The organism is Fusobacterium sp. JB019, from assembly GCA_030673965.1.
Taxonomy (GTDB): domain Bacteria; phylum Fusobacteriota; class Fusobacteriia; order Fusobacteriales; family Fusobacteriaceae; genus Fusobacterium_B.
In genome coordinates this window covers 100,821-117,880 of record JAUTCN010000004.1, presented here as the reverse complement: position 1 = coordinate 117,880, position 17,060 = coordinate 100,821, and the positions used below count along the sequence as shown (strand labels likewise).

The 17,060-nt window shown below is 27.9% G+C and carries 18 protein-coding genes and 1 riboswitch; of the genes, 9 read left to right on the top strand and 9 right to left on the bottom strand.

All coding sequences use genetic code 11. From position 1 onward, the window contains the following. Positions 1-38 precede the first annotated feature (38 nt). From thiE to Q7K47_04090, 9 genes are all read right to left on the bottom strand, one after another. On the bottom strand, positions 39-668 hold the full coding sequence (thiE, locus tag Q7K47_04130) for a thiamine phosphate synthase (protein ID MDP0506400.1): 630 nt from the start codon (positions 666-668) through the stop codon (positions 39-41). After that, positions 658-1,200 carry a sulfur carrier protein ThiS adenylyltransferase ThiF gene (gene thiF, locus Q7K47_04125; protein ID MDP0506399.1) on the bottom strand — a complete coding sequence of 181 codons (543 nt, stop codon included), beginning with the start codon at positions 1,198-1,200 and terminating at the stop codon, positions 658-660. Before thiF ends, thiE begins: the two co-directional genes overlap by 11 nt. Beyond that, the gene (gene thiH / locus Q7K47_04120; GenBank protein ID MDP0506398.1) at positions 1,197-2,303 is read right to left on the bottom strand and encodes a 2-iminoacetate synthase ThiH; all 1,107 of its coding nucleotides are present in this window, start codon (positions 2,301-2,303) and stop codon (positions 1,197-1,199) included. The genes thiF and thiH overlap by 4 nt, the downstream gene beginning before the upstream one ends. Next, the gene (locus tag Q7K47_04115; protein ID MDP0506397.1) at positions 2,303-3,079 is read right to left on the bottom strand and encodes a thiazole synthase; all 777 of its coding nucleotides are present in this window, start codon (positions 3,077-3,079) and stop codon (positions 2,303-2,305) included. The genes thiH and Q7K47_04115 overlap by 1 nt, the downstream gene beginning before the upstream one ends. Positions 3,080-3,134: 55 nt before the next feature. After that, positions 3,135-3,347 (bottom strand): sulfur carrier protein ThiS, encoded by a 213-nt coding sequence (gene thiS / locus Q7K47_04110; GenBank protein ID MDP0506396.1) that lies wholly within the window; start codon positions 3,345-3,347, stop codon positions 3,135-3,137. A gap of 137 nt (positions 3,348-3,484) precedes the next feature. Continuing rightward, positions 3,485-3,587, bottom strand: a riboswitch (TPP riboswitch). An 88-nt stretch (positions 3,588-3,675) separates the two neighbouring features. After that, on the bottom strand, positions 3,676-5,028 hold the full coding sequence (locus Q7K47_04105) for an outer membrane protein transport protein (protein ID MDP0506395.1): 1,353 nt from the start codon (positions 5,026-5,028) through the stop codon (positions 3,676-3,678). A 20-nt stretch (positions 5,029-5,048) separates the two neighbouring features. Continuing rightward, a complete protein-coding gene (locus tag Q7K47_04100; protein ID MDP0506394.1) occupies positions 5,049-5,639 on the bottom strand; it encodes a TetR/AcrR family transcriptional regulator in 591 nt (196 codons plus the stop codon). Positions 5,640-5,805: 166 nt separating this feature from the next. Next, entirely contained in the window at positions 5,806-7,374 is a 1,569-nt protein-coding gene (locus tag Q7K47_04095; protein MDP0506393.1) for a glycine betaine ABC transporter substrate-binding protein, read from the bottom strand. 1 nt (position 7,375) lies between these two features. Then, positions 7,376-8,512 (bottom strand): ABC transporter ATP-binding protein, encoded by a 1,137-nt coding sequence (locus tag Q7K47_04090; GenBank protein ID MDP0506392.1) that lies wholly within the window; start codon positions 8,510-8,512, stop codon positions 7,376-7,378. Positions 8,513-8,796: 284 nt separating this feature from the next. Between Q7K47_04090 and hrcA the strand changes: the two genes are divergently transcribed. The 9 genes from hrcA to yqeK all read left to right on the top strand — a co-directional run bounded on the left by hrcA (position 8,797) and on the right by yqeK (position 17,060). Next, complete coding sequence (gene hrcA / locus Q7K47_04085; protein MDP0506391.1) at positions 8,797-9,846, top strand: heat-inducible transcriptional repressor HrcA; 1,050 nt, start codon at positions 8,797-8,799, stop codon at positions 9,844-9,846. Beyond that, positions 9,833-10,429 (top strand): nucleotide exchange factor GrpE, encoded by a 597-nt coding sequence (grpE, locus tag Q7K47_04080; GenBank protein MDP0506390.1) that lies wholly within the window; start codon positions 9,833-9,835, stop codon positions 10,427-10,429. Before hrcA ends, grpE begins: the two co-directional genes overlap by 14 nt. Positions 10,430-10,478: 49 nt before the next feature. Beyond that, the gene (gene dnaK / locus Q7K47_04075; GenBank protein MDP0506389.1) at positions 10,479-12,299 is read left to right on the top strand and encodes a molecular chaperone DnaK; all 1,821 of its coding nucleotides are present in this window, start codon (positions 10,479-10,481) and stop codon (positions 12,297-12,299) included. A gap of 79 nt (positions 12,300-12,378) precedes the next feature. Continuing rightward, on the top strand, positions 12,379-13,248 hold the full coding sequence (locus tag Q7K47_04070; protein MDP0506388.1) for an aldose 1-epimerase family protein: 870 nt from the start codon (positions 12,379-12,381) through the stop codon (positions 13,246-13,248). 20 nt (positions 13,249-13,268) lie between these two features. After that, positions 13,269-14,414: a molecular chaperone DnaJ gene (gene dnaJ / locus Q7K47_04065; GenBank protein MDP0506387.1), complete on the top strand. Its 1,146-nt coding sequence runs from the start codon at positions 13,269-13,271 to the stop codon at positions 14,412-14,414. A 70-nt stretch (positions 14,415-14,484) separates the two neighbouring features. Beyond that, positions 14,485-14,754, top strand: a complete 270-nt coding sequence (gene yajC, locus Q7K47_04060) for a preprotein translocase subunit YajC (GenBank protein ID MDP0506386.1) — start codon at positions 14,485-14,487, stop codon at positions 14,752-14,754. Positions 14,755-14,838: 84 nt separating this feature from the next. Then, on the top strand, positions 14,839-15,858 hold the full coding sequence (locus Q7K47_04055) for an N-acetylmuramoyl-L-alanine amidase (protein MDP0506385.1): 1,020 nt from the start codon (positions 14,839-14,841) through the stop codon (positions 15,856-15,858). Positions 15,859-15,867: 9 nt separating this feature from the next. Further along, positions 15,868-16,455: a GerMN domain-containing protein gene (locus Q7K47_04050; protein MDP0506384.1), complete on the top strand. Its 588-nt coding sequence runs from the start codon at positions 15,868-15,870 to the stop codon at positions 16,453-16,455. A gap of 47 nt (positions 16,456-16,502) precedes the next feature. Further along, on the top strand, positions 16,503-17,060 hold the full coding sequence (gene yqeK / locus Q7K47_04045; protein ID MDP0506383.1) for a bis(5'-nucleosyl)-tetraphosphatase (symmetrical) YqeK: 558 nt from the start codon (positions 16,503-16,505) through the stop codon (positions 17,058-17,060).

Here is a 17,060-nt window from a genome sequence, read left to right as displayed (position 1 = left end):
TTTATTGCTGTGATTAAAAAGGACGAAACAAAATTTTTTTATTTTAATAATTGATAAAGTTCTTTAACTTTATCAGAGATATGATTAGCTCCAACGATTTCACTTACAAGACAAACTCTCTTAGCTCCATGTTTTTTTATGATATTGAGATTATTAGATTTAATTCCTCCTATAGCAGTAAAAGGGATATCTAAATTATTAATTACAAAGTCTAAATATTCAAGTCCAACAGGAGCAGTATCCTTAGTAGTAGTAGGGAAGATAGGTCCAACCCCAATATAGTCTATATAAGGATTTAAGTTGGCTTTTATTCCTTGTTCAGGAGAATGAGTGGAAAGTCCTATTATTTTATTATCTCCAATGAGTTCCCTAACATATTTAGGATCCAAATCATCTTGTCCCACATGAACTCCATCTGCATCTACTAAAAGAGCCACATCAATATGATCATTTACAATAAATAAAACATTGTTTTCTTTACAAAGTTTTTTTATTTCTAAAGCTTCTTTTAATTTTTCATTTATAGATTTATTTTTATCACGGTATTGAATAATTTTAATACCACCTTTAATCATTTCCTTAACGCATTCTAAATTAGATTTACCATTGGAAAAGTTATCTCCAGTAATTCCATAAATACCTTCAGGAATAGAAATTCTATTTCTCACAATATCCTCCTTTTTCTAAAACTAATTCAGCCATAATAGAGGCAACAGTGTTAACCTTATGAGAATAAGTTTTATTGTTATCTACATCAGTTTCAAAATCTCCAACTATAAATAGATTTTTACCCATTTTTTTTCTTTTAATAGTGTCAGTTTTAAAATTACCTATTCCAGATGCAGAAATAATAATTTTATTTAGTGGTAGAAGTTCTTCTATTAACATTACTTTATTTTCTTTTTTATCAAAAGCTTCAACTATAATATCACAATCTTTAAAAAAATTAGCAATATTATTTTTATTAAATCTAATAATTTCATAATCAAATTTAGCCTTTGAATTTATTAGATTTAAATTTTTAGCTAAGGTTTCACTTTTAAAAAGCCCAACTTGATTTTCAAAGAAAAATTGACGATTTAGATTTGAAATTTCAATTTTATCAAAATCTCCAAATTTAAGATAAGTTATTCCAGTTCTTATTAAATGGTAGGCTACGTTAGATCCAATGCCACCACAACCTGCGATTCCGATAATCATAATATTTGCTGCCAATCTTTGTATATAGGCTGATAACCATAATTTTCAATAGCTTGAATAGTTTCTTCGGCAGAACGAGTATCACTTATTTCAAACTGACATGTGGACTCATCTTTTTTAGTATAACCTCCAACATCAGTTTTTGAACCTGCAGAAAGTTTTGTTACTCCAATATGCATAAGATGATCTCTAAATTCAGCAACTTCTCTAGTAGAAATATTAATATCTGCTTTTACTTGAAATAATCTAAATGCTGTTAAAAATTGGACAAAAGTAACATCATCAAGAGGGAAACTAGGTTGGAATCCTCCTTCAGCAGGATTTATTCTAGGTAAAGAAATAGAAAAAGCAGTATTTAAATATTTATCAGTTAGATATTTTAAATGTAAACCAGCTAAGAAGGCTTCTTTTTTAATTTCACTAAGACCAAATAAAGGTCCCATTCCAACAGTTCTAAGTCCAGCTTTAGCTCCTCTTTCTGGAGTGTTTAAACGAAAGTGATAATCTTTTTTCTTACCGCTTATATGTACTTGATCATAGATTTCTTCATTATAAGTTTCTTGATAAACTGTTAATCCATCAAGACCAATTTCTTTTAATTCTCTATATTCTTCTTCTTCAAGAGGCATTACTTCTATTGAAACAGAATCAAAATATTTTTTTAAAACCTTGACAGCTTCTTTCAAATAATCCATTGTATCAATTTCTTTAGCTTCCCCAGTTAATAAAAGAATATGATCAATTCCAGTTTTTGCAATTTCTTTAGCTTCTTCTTCTATTTGCTCTATTGTTTGATGTTTTCTTATTATATGATTTTTTTTAGAAAATCCACAGTAAGCACAGTTATTAGTACAGAAGTTAGAAACATAAATAGGTATATATAAAGAGATAACGTTTCCAAAATATTGTTGTTTTACTAGATTAGCTTTAATAGCCATTTTTTCAAGATGATTTTTAGCAATAGGTGCTAAAAGATTAAGAAAATCAAATTCATCTAAATTATCTTTTTCAATACTTTCAATAACATCTTTATCAGTTACATGAGAAAAATAATTTTCAAAATCAAAATTGTTCCATTTTTCTAAAACAGAATAGAATCCCATTATTTATCACCTCTGAATAAAAAATCTGTTAAAGGAGAAGAGGCATTTGCAAATTTAGAAGTTTTAGCAAGTTTTGCAAGATAAGCCATTCTACCAGCTTTAACAGCCATAGCAAAGGCTTCTCCCATTTTAACAGGATCTTCAGCAGTTGAGATAGCAGTGTTTACTAAAACAGCATCGATACCCATTTCCATTGCTTCAGCAGCTTGAGAAGGAGCACCAATTCCAGCATCCACAATAACAGGAAGTTTTTTATTGTCATTAATCATTTCTATTAAAGGTTTAGTTAAAAGTCCTTTGTTAGAACCAATTGGAGAACCAAGAGGCATAATAGCTGCAGCCCCAGCTTCTTCTAATTTTTTAGCAGTAATTAAATCTGGAACAATGTAAGGAAGAACAATAAATCCTTCTTCAGCTAATACTTTTGTAGCTTTAACAGTTTCTTCATTGTCAGGCATTAGATATTTCATATCGTTTATAATTTCAATTTTAATAAAATCTCCACATCCAGCTTCTCTAGCTATTCTAGCTATTTTTATAGCCTCTTCAGCATTTCTAGCTCCAGAAGTATTTGGAAGTAAAGTAACTTCTTTTGGAATATAGTTTAATATATTTTCCTTGGGATTAGAAAAGTTAACTCTTCTTAAAGCCATAGTAATAATATTAGATTTACTTGCTTTTAACATTGGAGCAATAAGATTTTTATCAGCAAATTTTCCTGTTCCAGTTAGAAGCCTATTTTCAAATTCATGTCCTTTTAAAATTAATTTATCCATTTATCTCTCCTTAAGTGTATAGTTTTATTTTTAAATTTATTAAAGCAAATGGTTATTACCCACCAGAAACAAAGGCAAGAACTTCGATGTCATCATTTTCTTTTATTATAGTTTTATGCCAATTATCTTTTTTTACAAGATCAGTATTAATTAAGATTACAGCACCAGATAAATTTATTTTTTTTTCTTCTGAAAGATTTTCTATAAAATTTTGTACAGAAATTTCTTTATCAAGTACTTCATTAGCCCCATTAAGTATAATATTCATAGTTTCCTCCTTAAAAAAGTTAATAAAAAAAGCTCTAACTTAATAGTTAGAGCTTAGCTTCTTATTTCTCGTAAAAAATTAACCATATGTATAACTTAATAGTCATATTTAAAATTTAAATATGCTCCTAAATAGGAGGGCTAATTCATTTACTTCCCTTCGCCAGCATTATCTGGTTCAAGTAATAAGAGTCGAGACCGAATCTCCTCTCAGCCGGTTAAGGCTCCCCTAGTAAGTTATTTTTATATTTAGTTGTTTTTTACATTGTGATTATACATCTATATTTTTTTTCTGTCAAGTGTAAGAGTTAAAAAATATTTGTATTAAATTAGAATTTAAATTCAGCAGATACCCCAATAGCTTGTACAGTTTTACTAAAAATTGTTCCAGTTCCTTTGTTTAAATAATCTGTATTTGCTTGAGCAGTTTTATAATCAACATATGAATATGTTAGAGTATAGGCTCTGTCTTCTCTAGGAGAATATTTGATTCCAACTCCATATAAATTAGCATCAAGAGCAAAGTCAGTATCCTTATAAGTATCTTCATTAGCTCCAGTATCTGTATATTGGTATCCAGCCATTAAAGTAACTTTCTCATTTAATTTATAATCGATTCCAGCAGAAACTTCATAACCATTATCATAATTATCATAAGCTCCATCTCTATTAGCTTCTTTTATAAAATAATAATTACCGCTTGCAAGTAAAGTAACTTTTTCATTTAAATCATAGGCTAGTCCAAGTGCCATAACAGCTGGTAAATTTCTTCTTTCCTTATCAGTCCATTCACTAATTACTTTTTCGTTTAATAAACTTTCTTTGATTCCTGAGGTGATAGGATCAGGATATATATCTGATTTTACAGTTAATCCATCTCTTCCTTTTTTTGATTTGAAATATAATTCAATTTCAGACTCATACTTAAATCCAATATTCAATTTATCAGTTGGTTTATAGTCAAATCCAATAACTCCTCCAACTCCATAAGCCTTTCTTTCTGCATCAAGTTGAACTTGAACATTTTGATTATTTTCAGAAGAACCATCTAATGATAAATCATAATTAGCAGTACAATCTAAATCTCTAGTAGCATATATTAATCTTATAGCTCCACCTATACTAAATTTAGGATTTATTTTTTGAGCCATACCAAAATTAGTATTAACATAGTAAGAAGATCCTATAGTTTGAGGGCTATCTAGGTATGTGACAGTAGAATTTGGGAAATTACCAAATGCTCCTTTTTTAGCAGCAAATTCAATAGCTTCTCCAATAACCTCAAAGGCAGTAAGTCCGCCATCGTATTTTAGAGCTCCTCCACCAGCTGCAACTCCTGCATGTATGAAATAAGATCTATCCCCATTTTTAGCAACGAATTGAATTGCAGGAACTAAAGCAGATGGATGATCACTTTCGTGAACTCCACAATTTTTAATAGTTGGATAACTAGTTTCCATTTTATATTTTTTAAACACTGTTTGTGAATTAATTTTAAAATAATTTCCATCTTCCATGAAAGCAGTACCAGCTGGATTATAAAAAGCAGCTGAAGTTCCTATCTTTCCTATCATAGAAGGATGTGCAAAGTATTCAGAATCTTGTTCGGCAAGATAGTCGATACTTCCAGCATAAGCACTTACAGATGCTAATACTGATAAAAGTAGTAATGATTTTTTCATAATAAATTTCTCCCCATATATTATTTAGTTTTTTTTATTGATTTATTAAAGCAAAGTGCTTCTTTTAAGATAACATTTCCATTTTCTTTAAGTTCATGTTCAATCATTTCATAGCTAGGATTATAAAATCCAGAGCAAATAAGACAAGCGAAACCGTGAACATACCACCAACCTTTTTTTAACATCCATTCAATTGTTTCATCTTCAAGAAAATTATAACTAGTACCTTCTTTAAAACCTTTAAATACAAGCTTTTTAAGATCTTCAACTAATTCATCTAAAAAATTTTTAGATAGATTTTCTCTCATGAAAATTGCTCTGAAAAGCGCTTTTTCTTCCTTTGCAAATAAACAAATTCCAATGCCAATATTTAAAAGACTTAAGTCGGTATAATTTGTAGCAACTTTATCAAAAAGTTTACTTCTTGCAACTTCTGATAGTTGATTTTTTAATACTGTCATAGATCCAAAATTAGAATAAATTGATATAGTGGAAGAATTTAGTTCTTTTGCAATATTTCTAGCAGTAACACTTTTCATTCCTTCAGTTATTAAAATGTTGTAGGCAACATTTAAAATTTTATCTTTTGAAAATTTTAAAGTTCGAGCCATAAAAACCTCCGTAATCATTTCATAACATCATTATGAAATAAAATTATATAATTTTTAGCAAACATATAAAAATTATACTTCATAAGGTCTTAAAAATCAATAAATAAATAATAAAAATATATAGGAATAAGATAACATCCTTTGAAAATAAAATAACAAAATTATTTTAATCTTTGAAATAATTATTTTCAATTAAGAAGTTTTTAGAGACTTCTTCAGGACTTTTATGTAATTCATTAACTTGATAATTTAAATCTGTCATGACTTTATCCGTTAAAGCTTGAGATAAATTTTTAAGAGCGTCTTTAATTTCAGGATATTTTTCATAAACATCAGCTCTTACTATTGGCATAGGATAATAAGGTGGGAAGAAATGTTTATCATCCTCTAAAGTAACTAAATTATATTTTTTAATTAAAGCATCAGTAGAAAAAGCATCAGTTACATCAATTTTATTATTTGCAATAGCAATATATTTAGGAGAATCTTCAAGAGCTCTTGTTTCTTTAACTTTAAAATCATATTTTTTCATAAGCCCAGGTAAACCATCTTCTCTACTTAAAAATTCAAAAGAAGTTCCAAAAATTAATTTATGAGCAACTTTAGAAAGGTCAGTAACTGTTTTTAAATTATATTTTTTAGCAGTTTCTTGAGTTACAGCCATAACGTAAGTATTATTGAAATTTATTTGAGGCAAAATTTCTATATTGTATTTTTCTTTATATTCTTTTTTACAAGTATTATATACTTTTTCAACATCACTGATAGGTTTATGATTTAAAACTTCAACAAAGGCAGTTCCACTGTATTCAACATACATGTCTATTTCTTTTGCATTTAAAGCAGAGAAACAAACTTGAGTTCCTCCAAGGCTAGTTCTTTTTATAACTGAAATATCGGTATTTTCTTCTATCATATCTCCAACTAAGTTACCTAAAAGAACTTGTTCAGTATAATCTTTTGAACCAATAATGATAGTTTTATCGTTAGTTTTATTTTTAGATAAATTTGTATAACCGAAAGAAAAAATAATTAATAAAAGTGAGAAAAATAAAATACCCTTTGCAATTAACCTATTTTTAGGTTTTTTATAAGTATTTGATTTTTGTAAGCTAATAGGAGTAACTAATTTTTCAACTAGTCCAGCAAGATAGTCCATAGTTAAAGCAAGTAAACAAGCAGGAATAGCCCCAGATAAGATTTGAAGATTATTAACAGTTCTAATTCCAGAAAAAACTAAAAATCCAAGTCCACCAGCACCAATAAATGCAGCAATAGTCATAAGCCCAACAGCAGTAACAGAAGAAATTCTAACTCCACCCATAATAACAGGAAGAGCTAATGGAATTTGAATTCTTGTTAAAATTTGAAATTTGGTAAGTCCAATTCCTTTAGCTGCTTCAATTGTTTGCGGGTTAATATTATCTATCCCAATATAAGTGTTTTTTATAATTGGAAGTAAAGAGTATAGAATAACAGCTACAATTGCAGGTAAACTACCAATTCCAAGAAAAGGAATCATAAAACCAAGTAGAGCCATACTCGGAATTGCTTGCATTACATTAGACGCTCCAAGTATAGGTTTACTTAGTTTTTTAACATAGGATACAAGAATTCCAAGAGGAACTCCTATTAATATAGCAAGTCCAACGGAAAGTAAAGTGAGTTCTAAATGTTCTATTAATAAAGATAAGATTTGCGAGTGATTTTCTATCATGTATGTTATTAAATTCATATTATTCTACCTCCATGTCTAAGTATTGTTGACTTAATGTAGTAACTAGGCTACTTTTTGTTAGCAATCCTTTTAATATAAAGTTTTCATTAACAACTGGAATAGTAGAAATACGGTTTTCATCTACGATTTTTAGAGTGTTGATTATATTTTCTTCAGGTGATAAAGTAATAAAATTAGTTTCCATAAGTCCTGGAATTTCAGAAATACGTTTTGTTTTATTTTCTTCTTTTCTAAGTTTATTAGCTGTAACTATTCCTTTTAATTTTCTAGTAGGTAAATCAATAATAAGGATTCTATCAATTTTACGAGATCTCATAACTTCTAAACAACCAATAATTTTAGAATCAATAGAGGCGATAACAGGTTGTTCTATCATAATATCTTTAACTTTAATAAATTCAGGAGAAGTCCAGATTCTATTTTTTCCAACAAAATTTTCAACATATGAATCTGCTGGATTTTTAAGAATATTCTCTGGTGTGTCATATTGTAAAATTTTTCCGCTTTTCATAATACAAATTCTATCAGATATTTTTATAGCTTCATCCATATCATGGGTTACGAAAACAATAGTCTTTTTTAATTTAGATTGTAATTCGATTAATTCGTCTTGTAGGTCTGATCTAGTAAGAGGGTCTAAGGCTGAAAAAGGTTCATCCATTAATATTATTTCAGGATCTGTGGCAAAAGCTCTAGCAACACCTATTCTTTGTTGCTGCCCACCACTTAATTCAGTAGGGTATCTGTTTAAAAATTTTGTAGGTTCAAGTCCAATCATGGACATTAAGTTAAGTGTGTTTTTTTCTAGTGTTTCAGGATTTACATTTTCGATTTTAGGAATGAGTTCGATATTTTCTTTAACAGTCATATGAGGGAAGAGCCCGGTTTGCTGGATAACATATCCAATATTTCTACGAAGTTGAATAACATTTTGTTTTTTAATGTTATTATCTTTAATGAATATGGTACCGCTTGAAGGTTCAATAAGCCGGTTTACCATTTTTAGGAGGGTGGTTTTACCACAACCACTTTCACCAATTATAGATACTAATTCTCCTTTATTTATTTTTAAATCAAGATTTTTAAGAACAGTGACGTTCTTAAAACGTTTGGATATACTTCTAAATTCAATCATACATATTCCTCCTTGTAAATAAAAAGTAGTGTATCATATATAAAATATATAATACATTATAACATTCTTTAGTAAAAAAATCAAAAAAAAAAATCTAGAGACTTTATTTTTCAAGGAAATATAAAGAAAAATGTATTGAAAAAATGAAAAAAAGTAAACATAAAAAAAATGAATCTGTTTTTATTAAAATAAGGAATAAATTGTTGACAAAAATATATAAATCTGATACTATTTTTATATGGTTAGCACTCCTTTGAGATGAGTGCTAATAGGAGGATGATGAAATGCTTAATGATAGAGAAAAGCTAGTATTAAATGCTATTATAGATTTTTATTTAAGATTTGGAGAGACAATAGGATCAAGAACTTTGGTAAAAAAATATAATATTGGATTATCTTCTGCTACTATTAGAAATGTTATGTCTGATTTAGAGGATAATGGATTTATAGTTAAGAAGCATTCCTCATCAGGAAGAATACCTACAGATTTAGGATATAAATATTATTTAGATGAACTTTTGAAAATAGAAAAGTTATCTAGAGAAGAAAAAGTAAAGATAAATAATGAGTATGAAAGAAAAGTAAATGCGGTGGATGTTATATTACAACAGACTTCATCTCTACTTTCTAAATTAACTAATTGTGCATCTGTGGTAATCGAACCAGTTCATAGAAAAGAAAATATAAAAAAAATCGAACTTGTGCATATAAATGATTTTCTAGTACTAGCAATAACAGTTACTGAAGATATGAATGTAAGTACTAAAAAAATTCAATTAGAACATCCTATATCAAAGGAAAAATTGGATATTATGTCTGAAAGACTTAATGAGCAAATAAAAAGAAGAATTATTAAAAGTTATGAAGTAGAAGAAGTTATTATAAAAAACTTTGAAGAATATGATAACTTAAAAGATGAGGTGTATAGAGATATAGAAGGAAAATTGTACTTAAACAATTCTCCTATTATATTTAAAGATAAAAATGTAAATGAAGTTATGGATGTTTTAGAAATGTTTAGTGAAGAAAAGGATGTTAAAAACTTTTTTGAAAATGTTCTAGCTACGAGGGATGAAACAGAAGGAAAAGTAAATGTAATTCTTGGGGATGAACTTCCTATAAAAGGATTAGAAGATTTTAGTTTTGTATATTCAACCTATAAAAAAGGTGGTTCCAAAGGGATTATAGGTGTCCTTGGTCCAAAAAGAATGCCTTATTCAAAAACTATGGGGATAATAGAATATATAAGCAATGAAGTTGAAAAAGTAATTAATAATGAAAAAAAATTATTAGATTTACATAAAAAAAAGGAGCTGACTAATGGCAAAAAATAAGAAGCAAGAAGAAGTAAAAGAAGAAATCCTTAATGAAGAAGAAACTTTAAAAAAAGAAGAAAATAAAGAAGAAAATAAAGAAGAAAATAAAAAAGAAAACAAGACATCAGTTGATACTGAAAGCTCTTTTGAAGAAGAAATAGGAAAATTAAAAGCAGAAGTAGAGGATTGGAAAGGATCTTATATGAGAAAGCAAGCAGATTTCCAAAACTTTACTAAAAGAAAAGAAAAAGAAATGGATGAACTTAGAAAATTTGCATCTGAAAAAATAATTGTTAAATTATTAGATGGAATAGATAATTTATCTAGAGCGGTAGAAACTTCAAAACAAACTTCAGATTTTGAAAGCCTTTCAAAAGGAGTAGAAATGACATTAAATCAGTTTAAAGAAGTTTTAAAAGCTGAAGGAGTAGAAGCTATAGAAACAGAGAATCAAGAATTTGATCCTCAAAAACATATGGCAGTTATGGTTGAAGAAAATGAAGAAGTAGAAAATAATCACATAATTATGGAACTTCAAAAAGGCTATGTTTTAAAAGGAAAGGTAGTAAGACCTTCAATGGTAAAAGTTTGTAAAAAATAAAAATTTAATTAATATTATTCATATGTAATATAAAACAAGGAGGAAACAAATGTCAAAAATAATTGGAATTGATTTAGGAACAACAAACTCTTGTGTAGCAATAATGGAGGGTGGTTCTGCAAGTATTATAACAAACGCTGAAGGAGTTAGAACAACACCGTCAGTAGTAAATATAAAGGAAAATGGAGAAATAGTGGTAGGAGAAATTGCTAAAAGACAAGCAATAACAAATCCTACTTCAACAATCGCTTCTATAAAAACTCATATGGGAGAAGATTATAAAGTAAATGTAAATTCAAAAGATTATACTCCTCAAGAAATTTCAGCAATGACTTTAAGAAAGTTAAAAAAAGATGCAGAAGCTTATTTAGGTGAAGAAGTAAAAGAAGCAGTTATAACAGTACCAGCTTATTTTACAGATTCTCAAAGACAAGCAACTAAAGATGCAGGATCAATTGCAGGTTTAGATGTTAAAAGAATTATAAATGAACCAACAGCAGCAGCACTTGCTTATGGATTAGATAAAAAAGGTGAAGAAAAAGTTCTAGTATTTGATTTAGGTGGAGGAACTTTCGATGTATCAGTACTTGAAATATCTGATGGAGTTATAGAAGTTTTATCTACTGCAGGAAACAATCATTTAGGTGGAGATAATTTTGATGAAAGAATAATGAACTGGTTAGCAGAAGAATTTAAAAAAGAGCAAGGAATTGACTTGTTAAATGATAAAATGGCATATCAAAGATTAAAAGATGCTGCAGAAAAAGCAAAAAAAGAATTATCTTCAATGATGGAAGCTCAAATTTCTTTACCATTTATCACAATGGACGCAACAGGACCTAAACATTTAGAAATGAAATTAACAAGAGCTAAATTTAATGATTTAACAAAAGATTTAGTAGAAGCTACTCAAGGACCAACTAGAACAGCTTTATCAGATGCTGGTCTTTCTCCTTCTGACATAAAAGAAGTATTATTAGTTGGAGGATCAACTAGAATGATCGCAGTTCAAGAATGGGTAGAATCATATTTTGGTAAAAAACCTAACAAAGGAATTAATCCAGATGAAGTTGTAGCAGCAGGAGCAGCTATTCAAGGTGGAGTATTAATGGGAGATGTTAAAGATGTATTACTTCTTGATGTAACTCCATTATCATTAGGAATTGAAACTTTAGGAGGAGTATGTACAAGAATTATTGAGAAAAATACAACTATTCCAGTTAAAAAATCTCAAGTTTTCTCAACAGCTGTAGACAATCAACCAGCAGTTACAATAAATGTACTACAAGGAGAAAGAGCAAAAGCAGCAGATAACCATAAATTAGGAGAATTTAATTTGGAAGGAATTCCAGCAGCACCAAGAGGAGTACCTCAAATTGAAGTAACATTTGATATAGATGCTAACGGAATTGTTCATGTATCTGCAAAGGATTTAGGAACTGGTAAAGAAAATACTATTACAATTTCAGGATCAACAAACTTATCATCAGAAGAAATAGATAGAATGAAAAAAGAGGCTGAATCTAATGAAGCAGAAGATAAGAAATTTAGAGAATTAATTGAAACTAGAAATAAAGCTGATATGTTAATTACTTCTACTGAAACAACTTTAAAAGAACATCCAGATAAAGCAACAGAAGAAGAGAAGAAAGCAATAGAAGAAGCGATGGAAGAACTTAAAAAAGTAAAAGATTCAGAAGATAAAAAGGCAATAGAAGAAGCAATGGATAAATTAGCAAAAGTATCACAAAAAATAGCTGAAGAAATCTATAAAGAAGCTCAAGCAAAACAACAAGCAGGAGCTCAACCAGGACAACAAGAAGCTAAAAAAGCAGATGATGATGTAGAGGATGCTGAAATAGTTGACTAATTGATATTGAAAAATATTTGTTGGGGATAGAGTTTTAGCTCTATTCCCAATTTATTGTATAAGTTTTTTGGAGAATGCTATGGAATATATTTTAGAAAATAAAGAACTAAGTATTAAAATAGAATCGTTTGGAGCAGAATTAGTAGGAATTAAAGATAGAACTAGTGAAAATGAATATATTTGGCAAAAAAATCCTAAATATTGGGGGAAATCATCTCCTGTATTATTTCCTTTTGTAGGATCTATTCGTGATGGGAAATATATACATGAGAATAAAGAGTATGAAATGAAAACTCGTCATGGATTTGCAAGGGATAATGAATTTGAAGTTTCTGATAAAGGAAAGGATTTTATAGAACTTGTTTTTAAATATTCAGAAAATACTTTAGAAATATATCCTTTTAAGTTTAAACTTTTTATAAAATACACTTTAAAAAATAGAAGTCTAGAAATTAATTATAGAATAAAGAATTTAGATGAAAAGGAAATGTATTTTTCCTTTGGAGCTCATCCAGCATTTAACATTAATTTAGATTCAAAAAATAAGTATGAAGATTATTATGTTGAGTTTGATAAGGATGAAATAGGAAATTCTAAAGTTTTAAAAGAGGGGTTTATAGTTCCAAATAAAGAAAAAGAAATATTTAAAGAAAAAAAACTAAACTTAAAGAAAGATATTTTTATAAATGATGCTTTAATTTTTAAGAATATTAAATCTAAATTGATTTATTTGAAAAATAAAAAAAATAAAGAAATTCTAAAATTTCAATTTAAAGATTTTGAATATTTAGCTTTTTGGGGAGTTCAAGGTGGTAATTTTATATGTTTTGAGCCCTGGGATGGAATAACTGATTATATAAATTCTTCAGGAAAATTAAAAGAAAAAATAGGAATAAGAAAAATAGAATCAAATAGAGAAAAGAAATATGATATAATGATAACAGTCTAAAATTTAATGGAGGAAAAAAAATGGAAAAAAAAGATTATTATGATCTTTTAGGAGTAGAAAAAACAGCTTCTGATTCAGAAATAAAAAAAGCATATAGAAAGCTTGCTATGAAATATCATCCAGATAAATTTAGTAATGCAAGTGAGAAAGAGAAAAAAGAAGCTGAAAATAAATTTAAAGAAATTAATGAAGCATATCAAGTTTTATCTGATTCAGATAAAAGATCAAAATATGATAGATTTGGTCATGCAGCCTTTGAAAATGGTGGAGGAGGAGCTGGCGGATTCGGTGGATTTGGCGGATTTGGTGGCGCAGAAGATATATTCTCTTCATTTTTTGGAGGAGGTTTTGGAGGTAGTTCAAGATCTAGAGGTCCAGAACCAGGAGATGATTTAAGAGTAGATGTCACAGTGACTCTAGAAGAAGTAGCTAAAGGTGGAGAAAAAGAAATAAAATATACAAGAATGGGAAATTGTTCTAAATGTAATGGAAGTGGAGCAGAACCAGGGACAAAAACTAAGACATGTCCAAAATGTCATGGTGCAGGTAGAATAGAACAAATTCAAAGAACAATGTTAGGAAACTTTAAGAATGTTGTTGAGTGTGATGAATGTCATGGAAAAGGGAAAATACCTGAGACTAAATGTTCTAAATGTAGAGGAACAGGAGTTGAAAGAGAGCAAATTAAGAAAAAAATAAAAATTCCTGTGGGAATTCATGATGGTCAAAGATTAAGAATGTCAGGAATGGGAGATGCTAGTTCAGAAGGTGGAGAAAATGGAGATTTATATATATTCTTCCATGTTAAAGAACATAAATTCTTTATAAGAGATGAAGAAGATATTATTTGCCAGGTTCCAATTACGTTTACAAAGGCAACATTAGGTGGAGAAATAGCAATTCCTACATTAGATGGAAAGAAAACTATAAAAATAGCAAAAGGAACTCAAAATGGAAAAGTGTTAAGATTAAGGGGTCAAGGAATTAATAATCCTAGAGCTTATTCTCCTGGAGATCTTTTAGTTAAAATAATAATAGAGGTTCCAACTAATTTAAATGCAGAACAAGAAAAATTACTAAAAGAATTTGATGATAGTTTAAAAGATAAAAATTATAAAATGAATAAGGGATTTTTAAATAAATTGAAAGATTTATTCATGAACTAAAGAATAATTGAAAAAAGGATATCTGTGTGCTATACTTAGAGTGTGAGACTAAAATTAGGAGGGACTATTAATGAATCAAATTTTTGCAAAATACGGAACTGTAATAATGATTGCAATATGGATAGCAATTATATATTTCTTTATGGTTATGCCAAATAAGAAGAAACAAAAGAAACAAAAAGCTATGATGGATGCGTTAAAAGACGGAGATGAAATTGTAACTATTGGAGGAATAAAAGGGACTATCACAAGAGTAGATGAATCTTTTGTTGTTGTAAAAATAGATAAAGGTACACATATGACTATTAGAAAGTCAGCTGTTGCAGTTGTACTAGACTAATTGATTATAATGCGAAACGGCAATTAGTAATAATTGTCGTTTTTTTTTACAGATTATTTTATAAATAAAAGGATAAGATAAAATATGAAAAAAAAATTTCTAAGCCTTATAATATTTTTTATAACTTTTACATTTAGTTTTTCAACAAGCATAAAAAATATAAGATTTAATAAATATCCTTCTCAAATTGTCTTTGATATGGATAAAGATTCACCTAATTATCATAGTGATTATGATGAATATAATCGACTATTATTTTTAGAAATAAAGAATAATAATTACAATAATTTTAGTTTAAACAATCCGTTATCTAAGTATATAGAAAGCATAAAACAAGTTAATTATAATAATTCTACAGGATTTTTTGTAAATTTAAAAAAAAATATATTCTATCGGGTGAGTACTAGAAAAAATCCTTACAGAGTAGTAGTAGATTTATCTAAAAGTAAAAGGAATAAGCAATATACAGTTGTTATAGATCCAGGACACGGAGGAAAAGATCCTGGGGCTGTAGGTAATGGATTAAGAGAAAAGGATTTAGTTCTTTCAATAGGAAAATATTTAAGAAAAGAGTTAAATAAGGATTTTAATGTTGTGATGACAAGAGATACAGATGAATTTATAACTTTACAAAATAGAAGTAAAATAGCTAATGGTCTTCAAGCTAATTTGTTTATAAGTTTACATATTAATTCATCAACTTCTACGAAGATGAATGGTATGGAAATATTTTATTTTTCAAAAAAATCATCTTCATATGCAAGAAAAATAGCTAAATTTGAAAATAGTTTTGCAGAAAAATATGGAGAAGATACAAAAAAAATAGTACAAATAGTGACAGATATTTCTTATAATAATAATAAAGCAGAATCTATGAAATTAGCTGAAAAATTAAATAATGATTTATCTAAAAGAATGAAAATGAAAAATAGAAAAATTCATGGAGCTAACTTCGCAGTACTTAGAGGAGTTAATTGTCCGGGAATATTAATAGAAACAGGATTCATAAGAAATAAGTCAGATAGCAGAAAATTAAAAAATAGGACAAATAGGAAAATAATAGCTAAAGAAATAGCAAAACATGTTAGAAAATATTTTTATTAGGAGAAAATAGTGGAAAAAAAATCACAGAATATAAATGAAGAAAAAGAAATAAAAACAGAAAAATTATTAAAAATGGATAACCTAAATAAATTTTTAGGAGTTATTTTTTTTATAACGTTAATCACAGGATATTTTTATTTTAATAGAGATTATACTCCTAAGAAGATACTAATAAGAAATAATGAAATAGAAAAAGAAAGAGAAAATAAGCTTTATATCTATTTTCCTGAAAATAATAACTTGTTAAATGAAGAAATAATTATTAAAGGACAATTAGATTCAAGTGAAATTATGGGAGAAACGATAAAGGAAATTGTTTTAAAGCTTAAATTATTAGAGAAAATACCACAGGTTAATTTACAAAAAGAAATTGGATATTTTTTAATAGAAAATAAATTATATTTAGATATTCCGGAAAAATTATTTGATGAAGTTAATTCTCCAAGGGAAGAATTGTTAATAATATATTCATTTGTTAATTCATTAACAAATATAGAAGGAATAGAAAAAGTTAGGTTTTTAATAGATAATGTAGATCAAGAGAAAGTTAAATATTCAAATTTAATGAAAGATTATACTTTTAAAAGAAATATTTAGTGTATAATAGGGGTGTATATACACCCTTATTTATTTAAGGAGAAAAAATGGAGATAGAGGACATCAGAAAAAGAGTAAAAAAGAAACTATCTGATAGAAGATACAGACACACTTTAGGTGTTGAAAAAATGGCAGTAATTTTGGCTCATAAAAATAATTATGATGAAAAAAAAGTTAGGATAGCAGCTCTTTTACATGATTATATGAAAGAAGAAAAAATAGAAAACTTGCAAAATATTTGTAAAGGAATAAAAGAAGTTGAAGGATATGAAGAATTAACAGAGATATTACATGGGTTTGCAGCAGGAGAAATTATAGGAGAAGAATTTAATATAGAAGACAAAGAAATAAAAGAAGCTATTAAATATCATACTATAGGAAGAGAAAAAATGTCGTTACTTGATAAAATAATTTATATTTCAGACGCTATAGAAGAGGGGAGAGATTACCCTGGAGTAGATAAAATTAGAGAAGAAGCAATGGAAAATATAGATAAAGGAATAATAGAGGAAGTTAAGAGAAAAATAGAGTTTTTGAAGGGAAAAGATGGCAAGATTCATCAAAACACCTTAAAGATGTTAAGGTTTTTAGAAAAAGGGAGATAA

Excerpts from the sequence above, each read along its gene's own strand:
- dnaJ (MDP0506387.1), top strand. The coding sequence starts at position 13,269 with ATGGAAAAAAAAGATTATTATGATCTTTTAGGAGTAGAAAAAACAGCT.
- thiS (MDP0506396.1), bottom strand. The coding sequence starts at position 3,347 with ATGAATATTATACTTAATGGGGCTAATGAAGTACTTGATAAAGAAATT.
- yqeK (MDP0506383.1), top strand. The coding sequence starts at position 16,503 with ATGGAGATAGAGGACATCAGAAAAAGAGTAAAAAAGAAACTATCTGAT.
- thiF (MDP0506399.1), bottom strand. The coding sequence starts at position 1,200 with ATGATTATCGGAATCGCAGGTTGTGGTGGCATTGGATCTAACGTAGCC.
- Q7K47_04115 (MDP0506397.1), bottom strand. The coding sequence starts at position 3,079 with ATGGATAAATTAATTTTAAAAGGACATGAATTTGAAAATAGGCTTCTA.
- dnaK (MDP0506389.1), top strand. The coding sequence starts at position 10,479 with ATGTCAAAAATAATTGGAATTGATTTAGGAACAACAAACTCTTGTGTA.
- Q7K47_04090 (MDP0506392.1), bottom strand. The coding sequence starts at position 8,512 with ATGATTGAATTTAGAAGTATATCCAAACGTTTTAAGAACGTCACTGTT.
- hrcA (MDP0506391.1), top strand. The coding sequence starts at position 8,797 with ATGCTTAATGATAGAGAAAAGCTAGTATTAAATGCTATTATAGATTTT.
- Q7K47_04100 (MDP0506394.1), bottom strand. The coding sequence starts at position 5,639 with ATGGCTCGAACTTTAAAATTTTCAAAAGATAAAATTTTAAATGTTGCC.
- Q7K47_04055 (MDP0506385.1), top strand. The coding sequence starts at position 14,839 with ATGAAAAAAAAATTTCTAAGCCTTATAATATTTTTTATAACTTTTACA.
- Q7K47_04105 (MDP0506395.1), bottom strand. The coding sequence starts at position 5,028 with ATGAAAAAATCATTACTACTTTTATCAGTATTAGCATCTGTAAGTGCT.
- grpE (MDP0506390.1), top strand. The coding sequence starts at position 9,833 with ATGGCAAAAAATAAGAAGCAAGAAGAAGTAAAAGAAGAAATCCTTAAT.
- yajC (MDP0506386.1), top strand. The coding sequence starts at position 14,485 with ATGAATCAAATTTTTGCAAAATACGGAACTGTAATAATGATTGCAATA.
- Q7K47_04095 (MDP0506393.1), bottom strand. The coding sequence starts at position 7,374 with ATGAATTTAATAACATACATGATAGAAAATCACTCGCAAATCTTATCT.
- thiH (MDP0506398.1), bottom strand. The coding sequence starts at position 2,303 with ATGGGATTCTATTCTGTTTTAGAAAAATGGAACAATTTTGATTTTGAA.
- Q7K47_04070 (MDP0506388.1), top strand. The coding sequence starts at position 12,379 with ATGGAATATATTTTAGAAAATAAAGAACTAAGTATTAAAATAGAATCG.